General features: G+C 42.8%; 16 protein-coding genes and 1 pseudogene. 12 read left to right on the plus strand and 5 right to left on the minus strand.

The window, feature by feature from the left end; all coding sequences use genetic code 11:
* Positions 1 to 92: 92 nt before the first annotated feature.
* Complete coding sequence (locus AC3WTL_RS04005) at positions 93 to 1,718, plus strand: ABC1 kinase family protein (protein WP_492369061.1); 1,626 nt, start codon at positions 93 to 95, stop codon at positions 1,716 to 1,718.
* A 108-nt stretch (positions 1,719 to 1,826) separates the two neighbouring features.
* The gene (locus AC3WTL_RS04010; RefSeq protein WP_492369062.1) at positions 1,827 to 2,789 is read left to right on the plus strand and encodes a bile acid:sodium symporter family protein; all 963 of its coding nucleotides are present in this window, start codon (positions 1,827 to 1,829) and stop codon (positions 2,787 to 2,789) included.
* Positions 2,790 to 3,039: 250 nt separating this feature from the next.
* On the opposite strand, the gene AC3WTL_RS04015 is transcribed toward AC3WTL_RS04010, so the two are convergent.
* Entirely contained in the window at positions 3,040 to 3,381 is a 342-nt protein-coding gene (locus tag AC3WTL_RS04015) for a hypothetical protein (protein ID WP_163139814.1), read from the minus strand.
* Positions 3,382 to 3,694: 313 nt separating this feature from the next.
* Between AC3WTL_RS04015 and AC3WTL_RS04020 the strand changes: the two genes are divergently transcribed.
* The gene (locus AC3WTL_RS04020) at positions 3,695 to 4,150 is read left to right on the plus strand and encodes a S1 domain-containing RNA-binding protein (protein ID WP_035329831.1); all 456 of its coding nucleotides are present in this window, start codon (positions 3,695 to 3,697) and stop codon (positions 4,148 to 4,150) included.
* A gap of 285 nt (positions 4,151 to 4,435) precedes the next feature.
* Here the strand turns inward: AC3WTL_RS04020 and AC3WTL_RS04025 are convergent, their stop codons facing one another.
* Positions 4,436 to 6,109, minus strand: coding sequence for a ribonuclease J (locus AC3WTL_RS04025; protein WP_492369063.1), 1,674 nt, complete (start codon positions 6,107 to 6,109; stop codon positions 4,436 to 4,438).
* A gap of 619 nt (positions 6,110 to 6,728) precedes the next feature.
* On the opposite strand from AC3WTL_RS04025, the gene proB reads away from it, so the two are divergent.
* From proB to AC3WTL_RS04070, 9 genes are all read left to right on the plus strand, one after another.
* Positions 6,729 to 7,859, plus strand: coding sequence for a glutamate 5-kinase (gene proB / locus AC3WTL_RS04030; protein WP_222500607.1), 1,131 nt, complete (start codon positions 6,729 to 6,731; stop codon positions 7,857 to 7,859).
* Complete coding sequence (locus AC3WTL_RS04035; RefSeq protein ID WP_492369064.1) at positions 7,850 to 9,082, plus strand: glutamate-5-semialdehyde dehydrogenase; 1,233 nt, start codon at positions 7,850 to 7,852, stop codon at positions 9,080 to 9,082. Before proB ends, AC3WTL_RS04035 begins: the two co-directional genes overlap by 10 nt.
* Before the next feature lie 90 nt (positions 9,083 to 9,172).
* Entirely contained in the window at positions 9,173 to 10,867 is a 1,695-nt protein-coding gene (locus AC3WTL_RS04040; RefSeq protein ID WP_492369065.1) for a sigma-54-dependent Fis family transcriptional regulator, read from the plus strand.
* Between the two features lie 185 nt (positions 10,868 to 11,052).
* Positions 11,053 to 12,045, plus strand: a complete 993-nt coding sequence (locus AC3WTL_RS04045) for a 2-keto-3-deoxygluconate permease (RefSeq protein WP_163145203.1) — start codon at positions 11,053 to 11,055, stop codon at positions 12,043 to 12,045.
* A 13-nt stretch (positions 12,046 to 12,058) separates the two neighbouring features.
* Positions 12,059 to 13,366 (plus strand): four-carbon acid sugar kinase family protein, encoded by a 1,308-nt coding sequence (locus AC3WTL_RS04050; protein ID WP_197249792.1) that lies wholly within the window; start codon positions 12,059 to 12,061, stop codon positions 13,364 to 13,366.
* Positions 13,353 to 14,360, plus strand: a complete 1,008-nt coding sequence (gene pdxA, locus AC3WTL_RS04055; protein WP_492369066.1) for a 4-hydroxythreonine-4-phosphate dehydrogenase PdxA — start codon at positions 13,353 to 13,355, stop codon at positions 14,358 to 14,360. The genes AC3WTL_RS04050 and pdxA overlap by 14 nt, the downstream gene beginning before the upstream one ends.
* A 155-nt stretch (positions 14,361 to 14,515) precedes the next feature.
* The gene (locus AC3WTL_RS04060; protein WP_197249794.1) at positions 14,516 to 15,769 is read left to right on the plus strand and encodes an ATP-binding protein; all 1,254 of its coding nucleotides are present in this window, start codon (positions 14,516 to 14,518) and stop codon (positions 15,767 to 15,769) included.
* 106 nt (positions 15,770 to 15,875) lie between these two features.
* Positions 15,876 to 16,946: a TDT family transporter gene (locus AC3WTL_RS04065; RefSeq protein ID WP_492369067.1), complete on the plus strand. Its 1,071-nt coding sequence runs from the start codon at positions 15,876 to 15,878 to the stop codon at positions 16,944 to 16,946.
* 236 nt (positions 16,947 to 17,182) lie between these two features.
* Entirely contained in the window at positions 17,183 to 17,275 is a 93-nt protein-coding gene (locus tag AC3WTL_RS04070) for a putative holin-like toxin (protein WP_226618119.1), read from the plus strand.
* A gap of 289 nt (positions 17,276 to 17,564) precedes the next feature.
* Here AC3WTL_RS04070 and AC3WTL_RS04075 read toward each other — a convergent pair.
* The 3 genes and pseudogenes from AC3WTL_RS04075 to AC3WTL_RS04085 all read right to left on the minus strand — a co-directional run.
* A pseudogene (locus AC3WTL_RS04075) lies at positions 17,565 to 17,885 on the minus strand (redoxin domain-containing protein); the annotation flags it as partial.
* 15 nt (positions 17,886 to 17,900) lie between these two features.
* On the minus strand, positions 17,901 to 18,068 hold the full coding sequence (locus AC3WTL_RS04080; protein WP_197087752.1) for a hypothetical protein: 168 nt from the start codon (positions 18,066 to 18,068) through the stop codon (positions 17,901 to 17,903).
* Between the two features lie 148 nt (positions 18,069 to 18,216).
* Positions 18,217 to 18,390 (minus strand): aspartyl-phosphate phosphatase Spo0E family protein, encoded by a 174-nt coding sequence (locus AC3WTL_RS04085; protein WP_082139027.1) that lies wholly within the window; start codon positions 18,388 to 18,390, stop codon positions 18,217 to 18,219.
* Positions 18,391 to 18,459 lie beyond the last annotated feature (69 nt).

An 18,459-nucleotide genomic window follows, 5' to 3' on the forward strand; every position in this document is an offset into this window, starting at 1 on the left:
TAAGAAACTTTTTAAACATGCTGTCGTATAAAAGAAAAGGGTATTTAGCCTATATTACAGAATAATACAGTACATCTTACATAGGGAAGAAGATGATGGAAATGAAGGCGAGAAGTAAATGGCTCCGCATGTATAAAGTGTTTTCTTTGGCACTTCTCATTATATTACAGATTTACTGGTATAAATGGACCCGCAAATCAGAAGCTCAGTGGGAAAAATTATGGTCTGGCATCGGGAAAAGATTCCGGACAACACTTTTTGAATTAGAAGGGCTGCTGATAAAGATTGGTCAGTTCATCAGCATTCGTTCTGATTTGCTTCCAAAAGCTTTCATCCAGGAACTTCAAGACCTGACCGATAAGGTGCCTCCGTCCGAATGGGGTGAAATCCAAAGAATTTTAAACGAAGAGTGGGGAAGCAAGCTCTCTAAAAAGGTGGTGGCGATTGAAAAAGAAGCCATAGCATCTGCTTCGATTGGAGAGGTATATAAAGGCGCTCTGCAGGACGGCTCAATTGTCGCCATTAAAGTGCAGCGTCCAAATATTCAATCTATCGTACATACCGACTTCCGGACCCTGAGTATTCTTGTATGGTTCGCAAATCGGTTTGTCCCTATTCCTAAGGGATTCATTAATTTAAAAGTCCTTTTTCAGGAGCTTAAGCAGGTTATTGAGCGGGAGCTTGACTTTATAAAGGAAAAGGATACCCTGCTTTATTTTAAGGAGCGCTTTAAAGACAGTGAGATGGTGAAAATTCCTGATGTGCATCAGGAGCTTTGCACCTCGAAAGTGCTTGTGATGGAATGGGTGGAGGGAAAAAGGCTCAATGATTCAGAAGCGGTTGAAAAACTAGAGATGTCCCGTCAGGAATTGGCCCGCCAATTGATGAAGCTCTTCATGCCGCAATGGCTGGAACCTGGGATGTTTCATGCCGATCCTCATCCGGGAAATGTGCAGTTTACGAGGGAAGGGAAGATCATTCTTCTCGATTTTGGCATGGCCGGTGAAATTTCAAAAAAAGATGCAGTCTCTTTTAGAAATTTAATTGAATCCATTCTCGCTAAAAACCACAGTAAAGCAGTCGAATGTCTGTCACAGCTGGGATTTCTTCTGCCGGAAGCTAATGCGGGAACCTTGGAGAAGCTACTGTCAGAATGGATGGCATTTGACCTTTCTCAGGTAAAGGATATGGACTTAGTGGCTCTTAAGCTTGAACTAAATGATTTGATTGCAGCTCTTCCGATTCAGGTGCCAACACGCTTTGTTTTTCTGGGCAGATCCTTTATGACAATCGAAGGGATTGTTCGCCATCTGGCACCAGATGAAGATCTTCTTGAGCTAGGGAAACCAGTTTTTACAGAATGGTTAAGGTCACAGGGGAATAAATGGTCATTTATTTGGAACATTATCCAATCCCAGCCGTTCTTTAAAATTTTTCATTCAGCAGCGGAGTTTCTGGAAATACCTCGTAAATTGGAAAAAATGAAAGAGGCCGGTCAAAGAAGAGAGTTCCAATTTATGATCTATGAAAATCGGAAAAAGCTGCTTTTTCAGTTATTCATGTTAGGTTTAACCGGGTCGGGATTTGGAATTTATGCTGATGAAATGCTGATCATGCAGTTATCCGCAGGCATCGCAGCCATTGCGCTTTTAGTGTATGGGGTGAACAGCTGGAGACTGGGAAAATGGCTGAAATATATGCCGGAAAAACGGAAATAATCAAAAGAGCCGATTTTGGCTCTTTTTCATTTTTGAACTAAAACCAGCCGGATTATGATAAGATATTTAGTCAGGTATACAATTATTCGGAAAAGGAGAGTACTCAGTGTGCTGATTCAAATCAATAAACAGCTGGAGAAAATGATGCCATTGATTACTCCAATAAGCGTTGTTCTTGGTGTTATGCTCGCAGAATTTATAAAGGATTTTGCCTTTATCATTCCTTGGGTTTTTGCATTTATGACGTTTTCAGGCAGTCTGAACTCGAGCTTTAGCAGTTTAAAGGAAATTATGCATCATCCAAAGCCGCTTTTTCTCATTTTGTTTTTGCTTCATATTTTGATGCCTCTCTTTGCATGGAGCACCGGTACACTTGCGTTCGGGGATGATTCTTTAACTATTACCGGGCTGGTATTGGCTATGGCCATTCCGACTGGCATATCAAGCTTTATATGGGTTTCGATATATCGCGGAAATATCTCGCTGACCTTGTCTATTATTCTAGTAGATACCTTTCTGTCACCCTTTATTGTTCCGCTGACCTTGTCTGTATTTTTCCAGAAATCTGTACAGATCGATGCCGTGCCGATGATGACCGGGTTATTTGGCATGATTGTTCTGCCTTCTTTTCTTGGCATGCTTTTCAATCAATTTGCAGGAAAAAGCGCTGCAGCCTTAAGCAGCCGTCTATCTCCTTTTTCAAAGCTTGGCATGGCCATTGTGGTAATGCTGAATGGAGCAGTTGTTGCACCATTTCTGAAGGAGGTCAATCTAAAATTGATCCTCATCGGGATCACTGTATTTTGTGTGGCATTTATGGGCTATCTGATCTCTTTCATCATCGCAAATGTACTGAAATACGATCAGGGCACGACGGTGGCTGTTACATTTAATGGAGGCATGAGGAATATAAGCGTTGGCTCTGTCCTGGCAGTCACTTATTTCCCCGCTCCAGTTGCCGTTCCTGTAGTCATTGGCATGCTCTTTCAGCAGGTTTTGGCATCCCTGTATGGACTCATTATGAAGCGTCATTTCAGCAGGAAGGTTCTGCAGGGTGGTCATAGTGTGTAAGACTCCTGATTCAGGAGTTTTTTTAGTTTGTAAATTAGTAATATGATCAAGCTATATCAGCCTTCCGCACATAAAAAAGCACAATGAGCATATAAAAAAATTTTATCACGCACACAAAAAAGGGGTATCCGCACATAAAAATTTTTTTAAATATGGCTCTGTTAAACTTTAATGTTGATTTTTAGTTAAAGTTAAAGGAAACCCGCGTTTTCAAGGTTTTCCCGTTCATATAGAAGTTGAAAAGATTTTATTAGCTATTGGTGAAACCTTTTCCAACAACCGTTTTCTTATCTAAATCAACGAAAACAGTAAGTTTCCCCGAAGAATCTGTCTCTGTATTATTAAAGGTGACTGAATAAACTTCGCCTTTGTCATAGTCCTTATCAATCAAAGATTTGTTCTCGCTATTAACAGTTACTTTCTCAACAACTGAATCTTTTGGACTTACTGGAATTAAATCTTTTTCTTCGTTCGTAAGACTATTAAACGCTGCCATTTCGATTGGTAATTCATTTTTAGAATCAAATAAATTACATCCAGTCAAAGTTATTGTTAATAAAAGCAGTATTGATATAGAAACCAACCTATTCAAATTATCCCTCCTCATTATTTAGTAGACGTTTTTATTGGATAGAAGTTTCGGTGTTAAAGTGTTTAATTTGATGGAAAACAAAATTAAACATTAAACTTCGACAAACGTAAGCTGACATTTCAAATACAAATGAAGTCAATTAAAAAATGAACTTAACGGCCCAAAATGGGTTCAAATACATAAATTTCGCCCGAAAACAGGTTTTAACCCCCTTAATTCCGGGTAGAATATCGGGGGATATCACCGGCATTGAAATTATCTTTAAAAAAAGTTATAATAAGACGTTGTTAACACTACCGAGGGGGAAGTTTTTTTGTCAATCGAAATTGGAAGCAAGGTACAAGGAAAAGTAACAGGGATTACAAATTTCGGAGCTTTTGTCGAGCTGCCAGGCGGCACGACTGGTCTAGTTCACATCAGTGAGGTAGCTGACAGCTATGTTAAAGATGTCAATGATCATTTAAAAGTTGGCGATGAAGTAACTGTTAAAGTGCTTAGTGAGAAGGAAGGCAAAATTGCCTTGTCCATCAAAAAAGCAGTGGACAGACCAGAAGGCCAATCTTCTTATTCACAGCGCCCACCGCGCCAGGGAAGAGATGATCGCCGCGGCGGTGGTTCAAGAGATTTCCGTTCAAAAGGAAACTTTAAGCCGAAGGAAAGCTTTGAAGACAAAATGGCAAAATTCTTAAAATCGAGTGAAGAAAATATTTCTTCATTGAAGCGCAATACTGAAGGAAAGCGGGGCGGCCGAGGCGGACGCCGCGGATAAGCAGCCCTTTAGATAATGGGAAACTCCAATCAGGAGGAAAGTTTCCTGACTGATTGTGCGTTATCCTGTGATAAAGGCAAGCCTTTTAAGGCTTGCCTCTTTTCGTTTTTTTAGGAATTTATAAAAAGAACGTCTTTCTGGGAGGCTCGTCTTGTGCTTGAGGCCCCAGGACAAGGAAGGCTTCGACAGCATAAACATCGCACGACCGAAAGCGACAGCTTTTGGGAGGACGTGCCGTTCTTAGTCTGCGTTCATTCGTGAGCAAGGCGCTTGCGCTTTTGTTCTTTAAATTTCAATAATGATCGGCAGGATCATTGGTTTACGCTTTGTTTTTTCAAATAAAAACTGTCCAAGTGATTTTTTGATGCTCTGCTTGATGACATTCCACTGGCTTTTATCCTGGTCAGGAAGCTCGTTGACGGTCTTTTCGGCAATCCGGTTTATGTCTCTCAGCAGGTCTTCGGATTCCCGTGCATAAATAAAGCCCCGGGAGATGGTATCCGGCCTTGATATCATTTTACGTTCACTCTTGCTCATGGTCAGCACGATCACAAGCATGCCATCTTCGGAAAGCTGCTTCCTGTCGCGGAGCACAATGCTGCCAATATCACCGACACCCACTCCATCCACATACGTATCACCTGCAGGGACCCGCCTTGTCTGGCGTGCTTCCCCGTTTTCAATATCAACGACATCCCCATTTTTAATGATAAAAGTGTTCCCCTTTTCAACACCGATCGATTCAGCCAGCAATTTATGATGATGAAGCATTCTGTATTCACCGTGAATAGGGATAAAATATTTCGGCTTCATCAATGTGAGCATGAGCTTTAAATCCTCCTGGTAGCCGTGCCCGGACACATGCATTCCTGTGGAGCTGCCTGAACCGTAAATCACTCTTGCTCCCAGTTTAAACAGGTTGTCAATGATTTTAGAAACATCCCGTTCGTTCCCTGGGATTGGGGAGGCAGCCAGAATCACCGTATCTTCAGGATGAATTTCAGCGTCACGATAATTTCCGGAAGAAAGGCGTGAGAGGGCAGCCATCGGCTCACCCTGGCTGCCGGTACAAAGTATGCAAACCTTTTCAGGAGCGAGATTCATGGCCTCTTTTGGGTTAATGATCATTCCCTCTGGTACGGTCAGATACCCTCGTTCAATGGCTACATCCACCACATTCACCATGCTTCGGCCAAGCAGGACAAGCTTCCGGTTTGCTTTAATGGCCGCAGCGACCACCTGCTGGACACGGCTCACATTGGAGGCGAATGTGGAGATGATGATTTTGCGGGGTGCTTTCATAAATGCTTCCTCAATGTTCTCCCCGACAATGTGCTCGGTAGGCGAAAAGCCGGACCGCTCTGCGTTTGTGCTTTCTGAGAGAAGTGCGAGGACTCCTTCCCGCCCGATCTCAGCCATCCTGTGGATATCAGCATGCTCCTGATTTACAGGTGTCAAATCAAATTTAAAATCACCGGTATGGACGACATTTCCTTCTGGTGTTTTAAACACAATTCCCAGACAGTCCGGTATGCTGTGATTCACTTTGAAGAAGCTGACGGCTATCTCACCAAAATCAAGTTTAGTATCAGAATCAATGGTGATCAGCTCGGAGTCACCAAGCAGGCGATGCTCCGTTAGCTTTAATTCAATGAGGCCCAGTGTAAATCTTGTTGCATACACAGGCATATTAATTTTTTTCAGAAGATAGGCAACTCCGCCGATATGATCCTCGTGTCCATGAGTGACAATCAGGCCTCGTATTTTTTCCCTGTTTTCCTCAAGATAAGTGATATCCGGGATGATCAGATCAATCCCCAGTAATGTCTCATCAGGAAATTTCCCTCCGGCGTCTATCACGATAATATCGTCATCATATTGAATCACATACATGTTTTTGCCAATTTCATTGATGCCGCCAAGAGAAAAGAGGGATAACTGCTTTCCGATTGACTCCATATGTACATCCTCCCGTTAGTCTTTTTTCTTAGCATTCCCGAATGGGCGTGCATTATCATGGGATTGCACCTTAACGGCAAAATAAGAATTTTACCCCTTTAAATCAGCAAATTAATCATTGACATAAAATACTGAAGCATGCATAATAATTCTAATCTTATGAAAATACCAACAGCATTGACAGGGAATCAGTAAATAGAACTCAGGCAAGAAGAGAGCGGGATTCACCGGCTGAAAGGTCCTGCAGCCTGCAAAGCTATTGAACCTAGCCCTTGAGCTGCCAGGCAAACCTGGCCGAATTTCCGGCGTTATAGGATTTTTAAAGCGGGCACTTGCAGTGTGGAGTGCCAATGAAGGTGGTACCGCGAAAGACAAAGCTCTTCCGTCCTTTTTTTAGGGATGGGAGGGCTTTTTTTATCGCAGTCTAACGGGCAGTAAGACCCCCACTTCAAGACTCAGAGGAATCAAAGGAGGATAAGTAGGGGTCAAACTGCCCGTAAAGGCCCGATTGGTTCAACTAACAATCAGTGGGGGATAGGAAAACCCCCACTGATTGAAGTTTCACTTTATTCCGCTTCATGAAGCGGGCGAACGTTTTTTACTTAAGGGTGGTGTCTTAGTGAAGAAGGAACGGATTGTTGTGAAAATAGGAAGCAGTTCGCTGACTAATAACAATGGCGGATTGTGCATGGAAAAGCTGGAGGGGCATGCAGCTGCCCTTTCACGGCTGAAGGAGAAGGGGCATGAAGTTATTTTAATTTCATCCGGAGCCGTTGCTGCAGGGTTTGCGGATCTTGGCTATCCTTCACGCCCGGTGACCATAGCCGGAAAACAGGCAGCCGCCGCAGTGGGCCAGGGGTTATTAATGCAGGGATATACGGAAGCATTCAAAAAGCATGGCATCGTTGCAGCGCAGTTGCTGCTGACTAGGCAAAACTTCCTTCATAAGGAGCAATATCAAAATGCACATGCCACATTGTCTGAACTATTGAAGCGGAATGTACTTCCGATCATTAACGAAAATGATTCTGTATCAATTGAGGAGCTGGCCTTTGGTGATAACGATATGCTGTCAGCACTTGTCTGCGGGCTGGTACAGGCACACCGCCTGATCATCCTGACAGATGTGAATGGAATTTATGATTCCAATCCCCGCACAAATTCAGAAGCAAAAAAGTTCAATTTTATTTCAGAAATAACCGAGGAATTGATGAATGCTGCTGCAGGGTCAGGCTCAAAGGTGGGAACCGGCGGAATGGTGACAAAGCTTGCGGCGGCAAGGACAGCTCTGGCACTGGGTGTGCAGGTTTTCATAGGTGTCGGGCATGGTGAGGAAAAGCTGATTGAGATCCTTGAAGGCAAAGGGGATGGGACTTATATTGGCACGGGGTCACAGCCGAGTGTCAAAACCTCCAAGCAGTGGCTTGCGCTGCATTCTGTTCCGAATGGGAAAATTGAAGTGGATCACGGTGCTGCACAGGCCATAGTAACTCAGGGAAAAAGCCTTCTGCCTGCAGGTGTGACCAGCATAACAGGCCATTTTCATATTCAGGATGTAGTGGAAGTGATTGGCCCAAAAGGAGATTTGATCGGCAAGGGGCAGGTTAACTTCTCATCCGATGAGCTTCGGGCTATTAAAGGGCTATCCAGTGCGGAAGCCATGCAGCTGGCCGGGAGTGACAGCCGGGTTGTCATTCACCGGGATCACTGGGTAACCCAGAAAAGAAAGGAGAAAAGTTCATGGAGTTAATTCATAAAGGCCAAAAAGCGAAAAAGGCAGCGGCAGAGCTGGCGAAAAAGACGACACAGCAAAAAAATCGTGCGCTCAAACTGATCTCAGGACAGCTGATGCAGGAAAAGAATTTTATTTTAACAGAAAATGATAAGGACCTGGACGAAGGAAGGAAAAATGGAATGAGCGATGCTTTATTGGACCGTCTGAGGTTAAATGAAGCCCGCATTGAGGATATGGCAGACGCACTTCTCCAGCTTGTCCGGCTGGAAGATCCAGTTGGGGAGATTATTTCCGATTGGGAACGCCCGAACGGGCTTGAGATAACACAGGTCCGGGTCCCGCTTGGAGTTGTCGGCATGATCTATGAAGCGCGTCCCAATGTAACGGTCGATGCATCCAGCTTATGCTTGAAGACAGGCAATGCTGTTATGCTGCGAGGAAGTTCAACTGCCATTCATTCCAATAAAGCGATTGTGCAAGTGATTCATCATGCTTTGGATAAGAGTGACCTGCCGCGTGAAGCGGTTCAGCTTATTGAAGATACAAGCCGGGAAACTGCATCAGCTATGTTCAGGCTGAACGATTACCTGGATGTCCTGATTCCGCGGGGAGGAGCAAAGCTGATTCAGACAGTTGTTGAACAGTCCACAGTCCCGGTGCTTGAAACTGGTGCCGGCAATTGCCATATCTATATTGATGAAAGTGCTGCTAAGGAAATGGCGATTAGCATAGCGGTTAATGCCAAAACACAGCGTCCGTCCGTTTGCAATGCCTGCGAAACGATCCTTGTTCACAGAGATTGGCAGGGGCTGAACGATCTTGTTAATGCGCTAAAGGAAAAAGGGGTTGTGATTCATGGCGGTGAAGGTGTCAGCGGGGAAGGAATCATCCCGGCCGTGGAAGAGAATTGGGCCGCTGAATACCTAGGCTTGGAAGTCGCAATGAAAGTGACGGAAAGCGTGGACGAGGCCATTACTCATATCAACCGCTTTGGGACAAAACATTCTGAAGCGATTATTTCATCACACCCGGAAAATGTGCAAAAATTCCTGAATGAAGTCGATGCAGCGGCAGTTTACCATAATGCATCCACCCGTTTCACAGATGGCTTCGAGTTTGGGTTCGGAGCTGAAATCGGCATCAGCACCCAAAAGCTCCATGCCCGTGGTCCGATGGGGCTGCCGGCACTGACATCGACGAAATATATTGTGAAAGGGAATGGGCAGGTGAAGAAATAAGCTGCCATAACTTTTTAAAACTCTTGACCTATTTTCCTATTTATTGGTGCCTCTTAGAAATGAATGGTAAGATACATTTAGGTGAATGCGATGAAAATAAAGACATTATTTATTGCTCCTTATCCTGCTATGCTTCCATTAATTGAGGAATGCAGGAAAGAGGAAAAAGAACTGGACATTAAAATAGCAACTGGAAATCTGGGGCAGGCACTCCCCCATGTGTATAATGCCGAATCTGAAGGTATTGATATGATCATCAGCAGAGGTGGAACCGCAAAGCTGATCCAACAGGAAACAAATATCCCTGTTATCGATATTCAGGTATCCGGGTATGATATGCTTCGGGTGTTAACCCTTGCCAATGATTTTCCAGGTAAGAAAGCGATTGTGGGCTTTTCCAACATAACGCTTGGTGCCAAAACGATTACTGACATATTGGATATTGGTATAGAGGTTTTTACGATTCAAAAGGAAGAGGAAGTAGAAACCCTTGTTCTGGAACTGAAATTCAAGGGTTTTGAATTGATCATGGGTGACGTTGTAACGATGGAAGCTGCTGCTAAAGCAGGTCTCGAGGGAATCCTGATACAATCCGGCCGTGAAGCAATCTTTGATTCGTTCCAAAAAGTGAAATCGGTGTATCATTCTTTTCGCAGAAAACAGCAGGAAAACGACCTGCTTCGGGCAATCATAAAGAAGAATACTGATAATATTATCATTTTGGACAGTAATGCTGAATGTGTCTTTGAACAATGGAATACTTTTTCCTCTCCTCCCATTCTCGTAAGTGATATACAGAGTCTTGTACACCGGAAGGGAAATGCAGAGTCTGTTGAAATGATAGAAGGTATTATGGGAGACATGCTTAAAGTTCAGGTTTCAAACCTTGAAATTGCGAATGAAATCTATACTCAATTCATTATTAAAGAGCTTAATCATATGAAGAGTTCTTCAGAAGATCTTAACGTTGAATCAGTGTCGCAGCTGCCGATGATCATCAATGAGAGTGACGCAATGAAAGATTGTCTGGCTGCTATTTCTGCAGGAATAAACCGAAATTTATGGCTTTTAATTGGTGCTGCCGGCACTGGAAAAGGATTATTAGCGCGCTATATCCATTACTTAAAGCATCAGGGGGCCGGGTTGCTGCTTTCTATACATGCAAAGGAAACAAGAAGAGGTATGGATCCCTTTGATGACGACGTCCGATCTATATATGTTTACGGCGCTGAGGACATATCAGCAGAAGAGAAGCCCCATTTGTTAAAGCAGTGTCAAAGCTGGGCAGAATCAGGGAAAGAAGTAATTCTGTCCCTGCCCAGTGAAATGCAGGAGTTCTATTCCCTTCTTTATAATGAAGAAGCCGTTCGCATCTATATCCCCTCTTTATTAGAACGCAAGGATGATATAAGAGCTTTAACAGCTTACTTTATTGCCCATTTTCATCAGCAGTATGGAACCTCCGCTGTAAAAATCAGGGAGGATGCGATGGAGCTGCTGGAGCAATATAAATGGCCTGGCAATACGGCTGAGCTGAAAGCATTCCTTTTTGATGTCTTAGCAGCTGAGAAAGGTTATACCATCAGTAAAGAGACTGTTTCAAGACAGCTGAATCTGAAGCACAGGCCAGTTCAAATTGAAGACAGTCTGTTAAATGGAACGTTGGATCAGATTGAAAAACGAATTATCGAAGCAGTTATGGAAGAAGAAAACCAAAATCAAACAAAGGTGTCAAAACGGTTGGGCATTAATCGGTCGACATTGTGGAGGAAGCTGAAGCAGTAGTATTCAGCTTCTTTTTTTTGTTTAATAAGTGTTTAAAATTGCAACAAATAATATAAATCTAGAAAATACCAAACTATATTTCTGTGAAAAGTGTTGAATTTTGCATTGAAAGCGTTTAATATAAAGCTGTAATCGTTTTCAATAATGTTTAAAATTGAAACATATATAAAGGGGATGTTAAAATTATGAAGATCAAAGCAACTCTTGAACGAATTCCAGGCGGAATGATGGTAGTTCCGTTGCTAATTGCAGCAATACTTAATACTTTTGCACCTGACTTGCTCCGTATCGGAAATTTTACTCAAGCATTGTTTGTTGACGGTGCATCAGCTTTAATCGCTTTATTCCTGCTATGTACAGGTGCTCAAATTAACGTAAAATCATTTGGTGTTTCAATAGGAAAAGGGGCAACCCTTTTAGCTACGAAGTGGGTAGTAGGTGCGGCATTCGGGTTAATCGCTTACATGTTTGCAGGTGAAAATGGCCTTTGGCTGGGTTTGGCTCCAATTGCGATTATTGCAGCTATGACGAACAGTAATGGCGGCCTATTCGTCGCACTTGTCGGCCAGTATGGGAGCAAGGAAGACCGTGCAGCTTATTCATTGCTGGCACTAAATGACGGTCCGTTTCTAACAATGGTGGCCCTATCCATATTTGGTGCTATGGGCTTTGTTGATGGCATGTTCTCACTGCAATCCTTCATTGCCGTACTGCTTCCAATCCTGGTTGGTATGGTATTGGGTAACCTGGATGAAGAAATGCGCGGATTCCTTGATAATGGAAGCTCCATGCTCATTCCATTTTTCGCTTTCGCCCTTGGAATGGGGATTGACTTCGGTGCCATTGTAGAAGGTGGTCTATCAGGTATTATCCTTGGCCTGTTAACAGTATTCGTAACGGGTACAGCTGGGTATCTAGTGTTTAAAGCCTTTAAGTGGAATCCAATTGTAGGTGCTGCTGAAGGTTCAACGGCCGGAAATGCTGTAGCAACACCAGCTGCCATTGCAGCCGCAAGCGCCGGGTTTGCGCAGTATGCTGAATTGGCGACAGTTCAGGTTGCTGCATCTACTGTGACAACCGCAATTCTGCTTCCGCTCTATATAGCGTTTTTGGTTAAGCGTCTAGAGAGAAAAGGTTATGAGTTTAATGAAGGAAAACTGAAGAAAGTTAATGGTTAAGGATGTGTTTCTTGTGTCTGAAAAATTTGGCATTATCGCGGATGATTTGACTGGCGCTAATGATTCAGGAGTGCAGCTGGCAAAAAAAGGGCTGACTGCCACTGTTATGATGGATCTTACCGGGAAAAACATTCAATCTGACCCTGATGTCTTAATTGTGGATACGGACAGCCGTGCAAAAACACAAGAAGAAGCATATGAAGCAGTAGAAAAAGCTGCTTCTCTTCTTTTTGAAAAAGGCTATGCTCATGTCTATAAAAAAGTGGATTCAACTTTGAGAGGAAATATATCAGCTGAACTGGCAGCGCTTGAAAAGGTATATCAGCCGGAAATCGTTGTTATTGCCCCAGCATTTCCCAAAATGAATCGTACAACGGTATCTGGACATCATTATGTAAATGGTGAACTGATTACAGAAACAGAGTTTGGAAGGGATCCAAAGACACCTGTAACGGAAAGCTTTCTTCCTCACATGTTAAAAAAGGATGCAGGAATGGATATTGCATTGATTGATCTGGCTTTGATCCGCGGGGACAAAGCAAAACTCCTTAAATTCATTGAAGAAGTTTTAGCGGCGGGTAAGAACTGGATTGTATGCGACAGTGAAAGAGAAGAGGATCTGCAGGTAATTGCCGAGATTTTCACAAGCCTTCAGAAAAAAACGGTTTGGACTGGTTCTGGTGCTCTAGTTGAATATTTACCCGAAGCATTAAAGCTTAAATCTCATAATGAAAATGCTCATGAGGAAAATAACATCAGGAAAACACTCACAGTTTCAGGGAGTCTGTCACAGGTTACAAGAAAACAGCTTTCCCGGATTAGAGAACTTGATCAATCTTATTTCGCAGAAATCAATCCTATCCAATTGGTTGATCAGTCAATAGATTTTGAAGAAGTCATTGAGAAAATTGGACAAAATCAGGATAATACCCATTTTGTTGTTTATGTAGATTCTTCCGATCAGAATCGGGATGCAGCCCGTATAGCGGGAGAGGCATTAGGATTATCAGGGAATGAGATTGGCGAACGGATTGCCATGGGACTGGGGCAAATTGCAAACAGACTTGTAAATAAGTTCCCGGAACTCGACGGCTTGATTTTAACAGGCGGGGACATTGCAAAAGCTGCTTGTTCAGAATTGGGTATACAGGAAATGGAGCTCTATGCAGAAATAGAGCCGGGTCTCCCTTTTGGCCGGCTGCGCAGCAGGAAAAAAGGCTATTGGGCTGTAACAAAAGCAGGGGGATTCGGCAATGAGCAATCCCTGGTGAATGCAATACATTATATGACAAGAAAGGTTGAGTGCAATGAGTCAAACTAAACCAGTAGTAGGCATTACAATGGGGGATGCAGCGGGGGTAGGACCGGAAATAATTTTAAAAAGCCTTGCCGATGCTGAAATGTATGAAATAAGCAACCCGCTTGTCATTGGTGATAAAAAAATTTTAGAGCGGGCCAAATCATTTGTTAACAGCGGGCTTGTTATTGAAGCGGTAAGTGCAGAGCAATTACGCGAGATCCCGTATAAGCATGGGGTAGTACATTGCCTTGATTTGGACCTTCTGCCGGAAGACCTCCCAATTGGGCAGGTGTCTCCGGAGGCTGGGAACGCAGCATTTCAATACTTAGCCAAAGCGATCGAAATGGCAAAAGAAAATCGGATTGATGCGATCTGTACTGCACCTTTAAACAAGGAAGCATTACAAAAGGGCGGCCATATGTATCCAGGCCATACAGAGATTTTAGCGGATTTGACCAATACGAAAGATTATTCCATGATGTTATCCGCACCAAACTTAAGAGTTATCCACGTGACAACACATGTCGGAATTATTGATGCAGTAAAAATGATCAACCCGGAAAGAGTGTATCACGTACTGAAGCTGGCTCATGACACATTGAAAAAAGCCGGCATTGAATCACCTAAAATCGCTGTTTGCGGAATCAATCCTCATGCAGGCGAAAATGGATTATTCGGATATGGCGAAGAGGAAGAAAAAGTCGTTCCTGGAGTAGAGAAAGCACAGGCAGAGGGGATTAATGCTATAGGGCCGCTGCCGGCTGACACATTATTTTTCAGAGCTGTGCGAGGCGACTTTGATATTGTCGTAGCCATGTATCATGATCAGGGGCATGGGCCAGTTAAGGTATTAGGGCTGGATGCCGGGGTTAATATCACAGTCGGCCTTCCCATCATCCGTACAAGCGTTGATCATGGTACAGCCTTTGATATTGCCGGAAAAGGCATAGCTGACGAGAAAAGCTTAATGGAGGCAATGAGTCAGGCAGTAGAGCTTGCTCCAAAGAATAAATAGGCTTAATTTAACCTGCCCGGGGATTATCAGGCTTCCCTAGGCAGGTTTTTTTAATCGAATAATGCTGATTCTATTATGAATAAATTATAAAAATTGATATCGTTACCCTCCCGCTTAATGCTAAAATAATAGAAAAACACAAAAATGAGGACTATATGAGTAAACGGACAGGTCAAATTTCACTTGTGATTATTTCGGTTCTATTTACCTCTTATCAAACCATTTTCTCGCATGAAACGTTTTTTACTTTTGATTTTTTTCTATTTACAGGTATTGCCTGGTTTGTAGGCTGGCAGTTTGACAAAAGCAGGTACTATGCAGAAAAAGCGCGGGCCAGCGAGGAAAGCTATAAAATGCTTCTGGAATCACTTCCCGTTTCCGTGCTCATACATAAGGACTTTGAGATCTTGTATGCAAACTCCTCTGCAGTCACCGAATTGTCGGCAACAAATAAAGCTGCATTAATTGGCAGGTCGCTACTTGATTTTATTGAGATGGACTATAAAGGCCGTTTGCAGGAACGTTATCAGTACATAAAGGCAGAGAAGCAGCTTTTAAACAATATAGAATATAAAATAAAACGTTTTGATGGAACCACTAGATTTTTCGAGATTTCATCGCTTTGTGTCGGATTTGAAGGAAAAGAGGCCGTACTTTCGATAGGAACAGATATTTCGGATAAAAAAGAAGAACAGGAAAAGCTCCTACGAAAATCAGAAAAATTGGCACTTCTGGGGCAAATGGCAGCCGGAATAGCACATGAAATCCGTAATCCTCTTACCTCGATCAAAGGGTTTGTTCAGCTTTTTAAATCCAGCAGCCAAAAAGAAGAGTATTTTGATATTGTGCTTTCGGAACTGGATCGCATTAATGGAATTGTCGGTGAATTTTTAGTGCTGGCCAAGCCGACTGCAGACATTTTTGAAAAGCAGGACCTGACAAAATTAATCAGTGAAGTGATTCTCCTGAGCAATACCCAGTCTATATTAAATAACGTCGAGATAATAGTAGAAAATAATTTTCATGCCCCAATGATTTATTGTGAAAAAAACCAATTGAAGCAGGTATTCCTGAATATTATTAAGAATGCGATTGAAGCAATGCCAGACGGCGGCCAATTAAGGATTAAAGTCATGAAAAAGACCGGCAATACCATTTCCGTTCAATTCATAGATCAAGGGGTAGGCATTTCGGAAGACCGGATTCCAAGCCTCGGGGAACCCTTCTATACAACAAAGGAAAAAGGAACCGGGCTGGGTCTGATGATTTGCTATAAAATTATCGAAAACCATAATGGCCGTTTAACTATCGAAAGCAAAGTTGGGGAAGGCACGAAGATGGAAATTGAACTTCCATTTGAGGGGGTTAATGTAGAAGGCAATGAAAATAGAAAAAACGTTCTGATTTAGAGAGCTGCAGTGCATGTAAAATGCACTGCCTTTTTTATCCGCAGCAAAAGTGCCACTTGCATAGAATGTTATAATTATAGTAAATAAATTAATTACGGTGATTATAGTGTTATATTTTCTTTTGCTCGGCTTTCTTTTTATAGGGGCTGTTGTATTTATCATACTGAAACAAATTAATATCAATACGGCTGCAATGGCGGCTGTGATGGCATTTGGCATTGTGACACAGGGCGTTTTGCTCAATTATTTTGGGATGCCTTTCTTTTTGGGAAGCTTGGGCAAGATTCTCAGTATAGCAGATTTAGCGTTATGGCTGGCATTCCTCGTCTCTATTGGTATAACCATTTCCAAAGGAGAGTTCAAGGAGCTGCATTACGTTAATCCCATTAATCGCTTTGGCATCGGAACCTGGGTGGCCGGCACTTCGATTTGCGGCATTATGTTCTTCAGGCAGTTTGGAGCAGGTGCGGAAGCCCAGGCGCTGGCGATTCTGAATGCGGGCTTATGGATAATTTATATTTGGATCAGCATAAGAGGTTTCAAGGAACTGGGAGCTGCACCTTTTGGCCGGCAGGCACATGGTGTTCTGCTGCTGACCACTGTCAGCACACAGTCACTTGTGCTCCTTTTTAATACAGTTTTTAAAGAGGTGCCTGTCTTTTTGAATGCCGCTCTTATTTTTACTGGATTGCTCTTTTATTTTATCAGTGCCTGGTTTATTCTGAAGCGTTATGCTGTTCGCGGATGGAATTTAGCGAAGGACTGGAATAATACCAATTGCATTTTTCACGGTGCTTTATCGATCAGCGGACTTGCCATGTTCAAATCGGGCATCGCTGCAGGTTCGATTGCCATGTGGTTTTGGCTGGTTGTTTTCCTGGTCTTTATGGTTGTTGAGGCTATTGAAATTATAAGACTTGCATGGCGCATTCAAATGTATGGCTTAAAAGAAGGCATCTTCACCTACGATGTGACACAGTGGAGCCGGATTTTTACTTTAGCAATGTTCTTTACGTTTACCTTTTTCATCGAGAGCCCTTTGCAGGCTATCATCCTGAATACAGGCATCTGGGTCATTTTATTGTTATTGGTTATTGAAATCTATTTAAGTGCTGATTCATTAAGAAGGAAACATGTGCGGATTCAGAAAGGAAAGTTCGATTTAAACGCAAGTTAAATTTGGCTATACGCAAATAAATAGAGTTATACGAAAGTAATTTTAGGCTATGCGATAATAAATATATTCCGAGTGAAGGAAAGTTTATAATTTCTTAAAAAAAGCCAGTCACATGCATTTTTGCAATGCGGATGGCTCTTTTTAGGTCTTTTGAACGGATTTTTAATTAGGCACTTATCCTGAGTATAGGACAAGTTTGCTTCCGGGAAGGCTGAAGGTAAGGAGGCGATGTATAAATGGGTACCTTTGAAGTGTTGTCTTTGATGATCAGTTTCGGTATGTTTGTTATCGCCATGCTCCAGTTCACAGATAGAGACAGGAATTCATGAACACGCTCGCGAGCGTGTTTTTTTTAGAGTTAAGAAAGGAAAATTTAACTTCAAGAACTGTCAAGCTCCAGCACCTGCCCCCTCGAGGTTAAATTATGTCTTGTTTCGACTCCTAGGGACTCGGGGTCATAAGCCGTTTCCTTTCTGAAGGAAACGGCTTATGCCTGAGGTCCGCAGGACAAGGAAGGCTTCGTCAGTATAAACATCGCACGACCAAAAGCGACAGCTTTTGGGAGGACGTGGCGTTCTTAGTCTGCGTTCCTTCGTGGGCAAGGCGCTTCCGCTTTTCTTAATTTGAAAGCTCCTTCTTTATGTCTTCTGCAGTTGTATCGATTTCTTCTCCCCAATGGTCATTGACCTTATTGAGCACAATTTTGCCTTTTGCATCCATAATTGCATAGCCTCTGTAGGCAGTGTCGCCATTTTTCATGCCAGCCTGTTCAATGAGCTTCATATCCGGATCAGAAATAAAAGGGAGGCTTTGACCCATCTTTTCCTCCAGAGCCTGATAAAGCTCAAGCTGCTGCTCAGGCTGATCATTGCTGACGATGTACATATTGGCATCCAGATCTTCTAATTTATCCATATTCTGATGCAGCTCGACCAGCTGCTGCTGACAGAGTCCTCAGGTGTATGTTGTGATAAAGAAGAAGACACTTGGCTTGTCCTGCGGGAAGGCAACTTCATTGCCGCTTTGGTCCTTTAAAGTAATCGGTTCCTGAGCCTGATCTTTACCGCAGGCCGTCAGAACAAGAAGTACGATTGCTAATAGGAACATGAACTTTTTCTTCATATGATCTCCATTTCTTGTAGTTATTATCTTTTCATTATGGCGGACTTTTTCGTTTTTCTCAATAAAAATGCACGATTGAGCGTTTAATCATAAAACAAACACACTCCTTTACAAGAGTGTGCGTTTTTTTGAAATATTGAGGGTTGTTCTAATGGATGAGCTTGCTTCGCTGCACTTTATAGATGAGCTTATCGAGCTCTTCTGAGTACATGAGCGTTTCAGGGTGTGACAATCCCTTGTTTTTTCCAACAGAAATCATCTTTTTGCGCAGGACATCGATGTCGTTGTGAAGTTTTTTTATAGCAGTCGAAGGTGTGTTCATTGATTCGGCTCCTAATCCGGGGATGAAATATTATATTCTATTATCGACAAATTAACCGGCAAATAAACA

This window comes from Cytobacillus sp. EB106-05-05-XG126 (genome assembly GCF_058791715.1).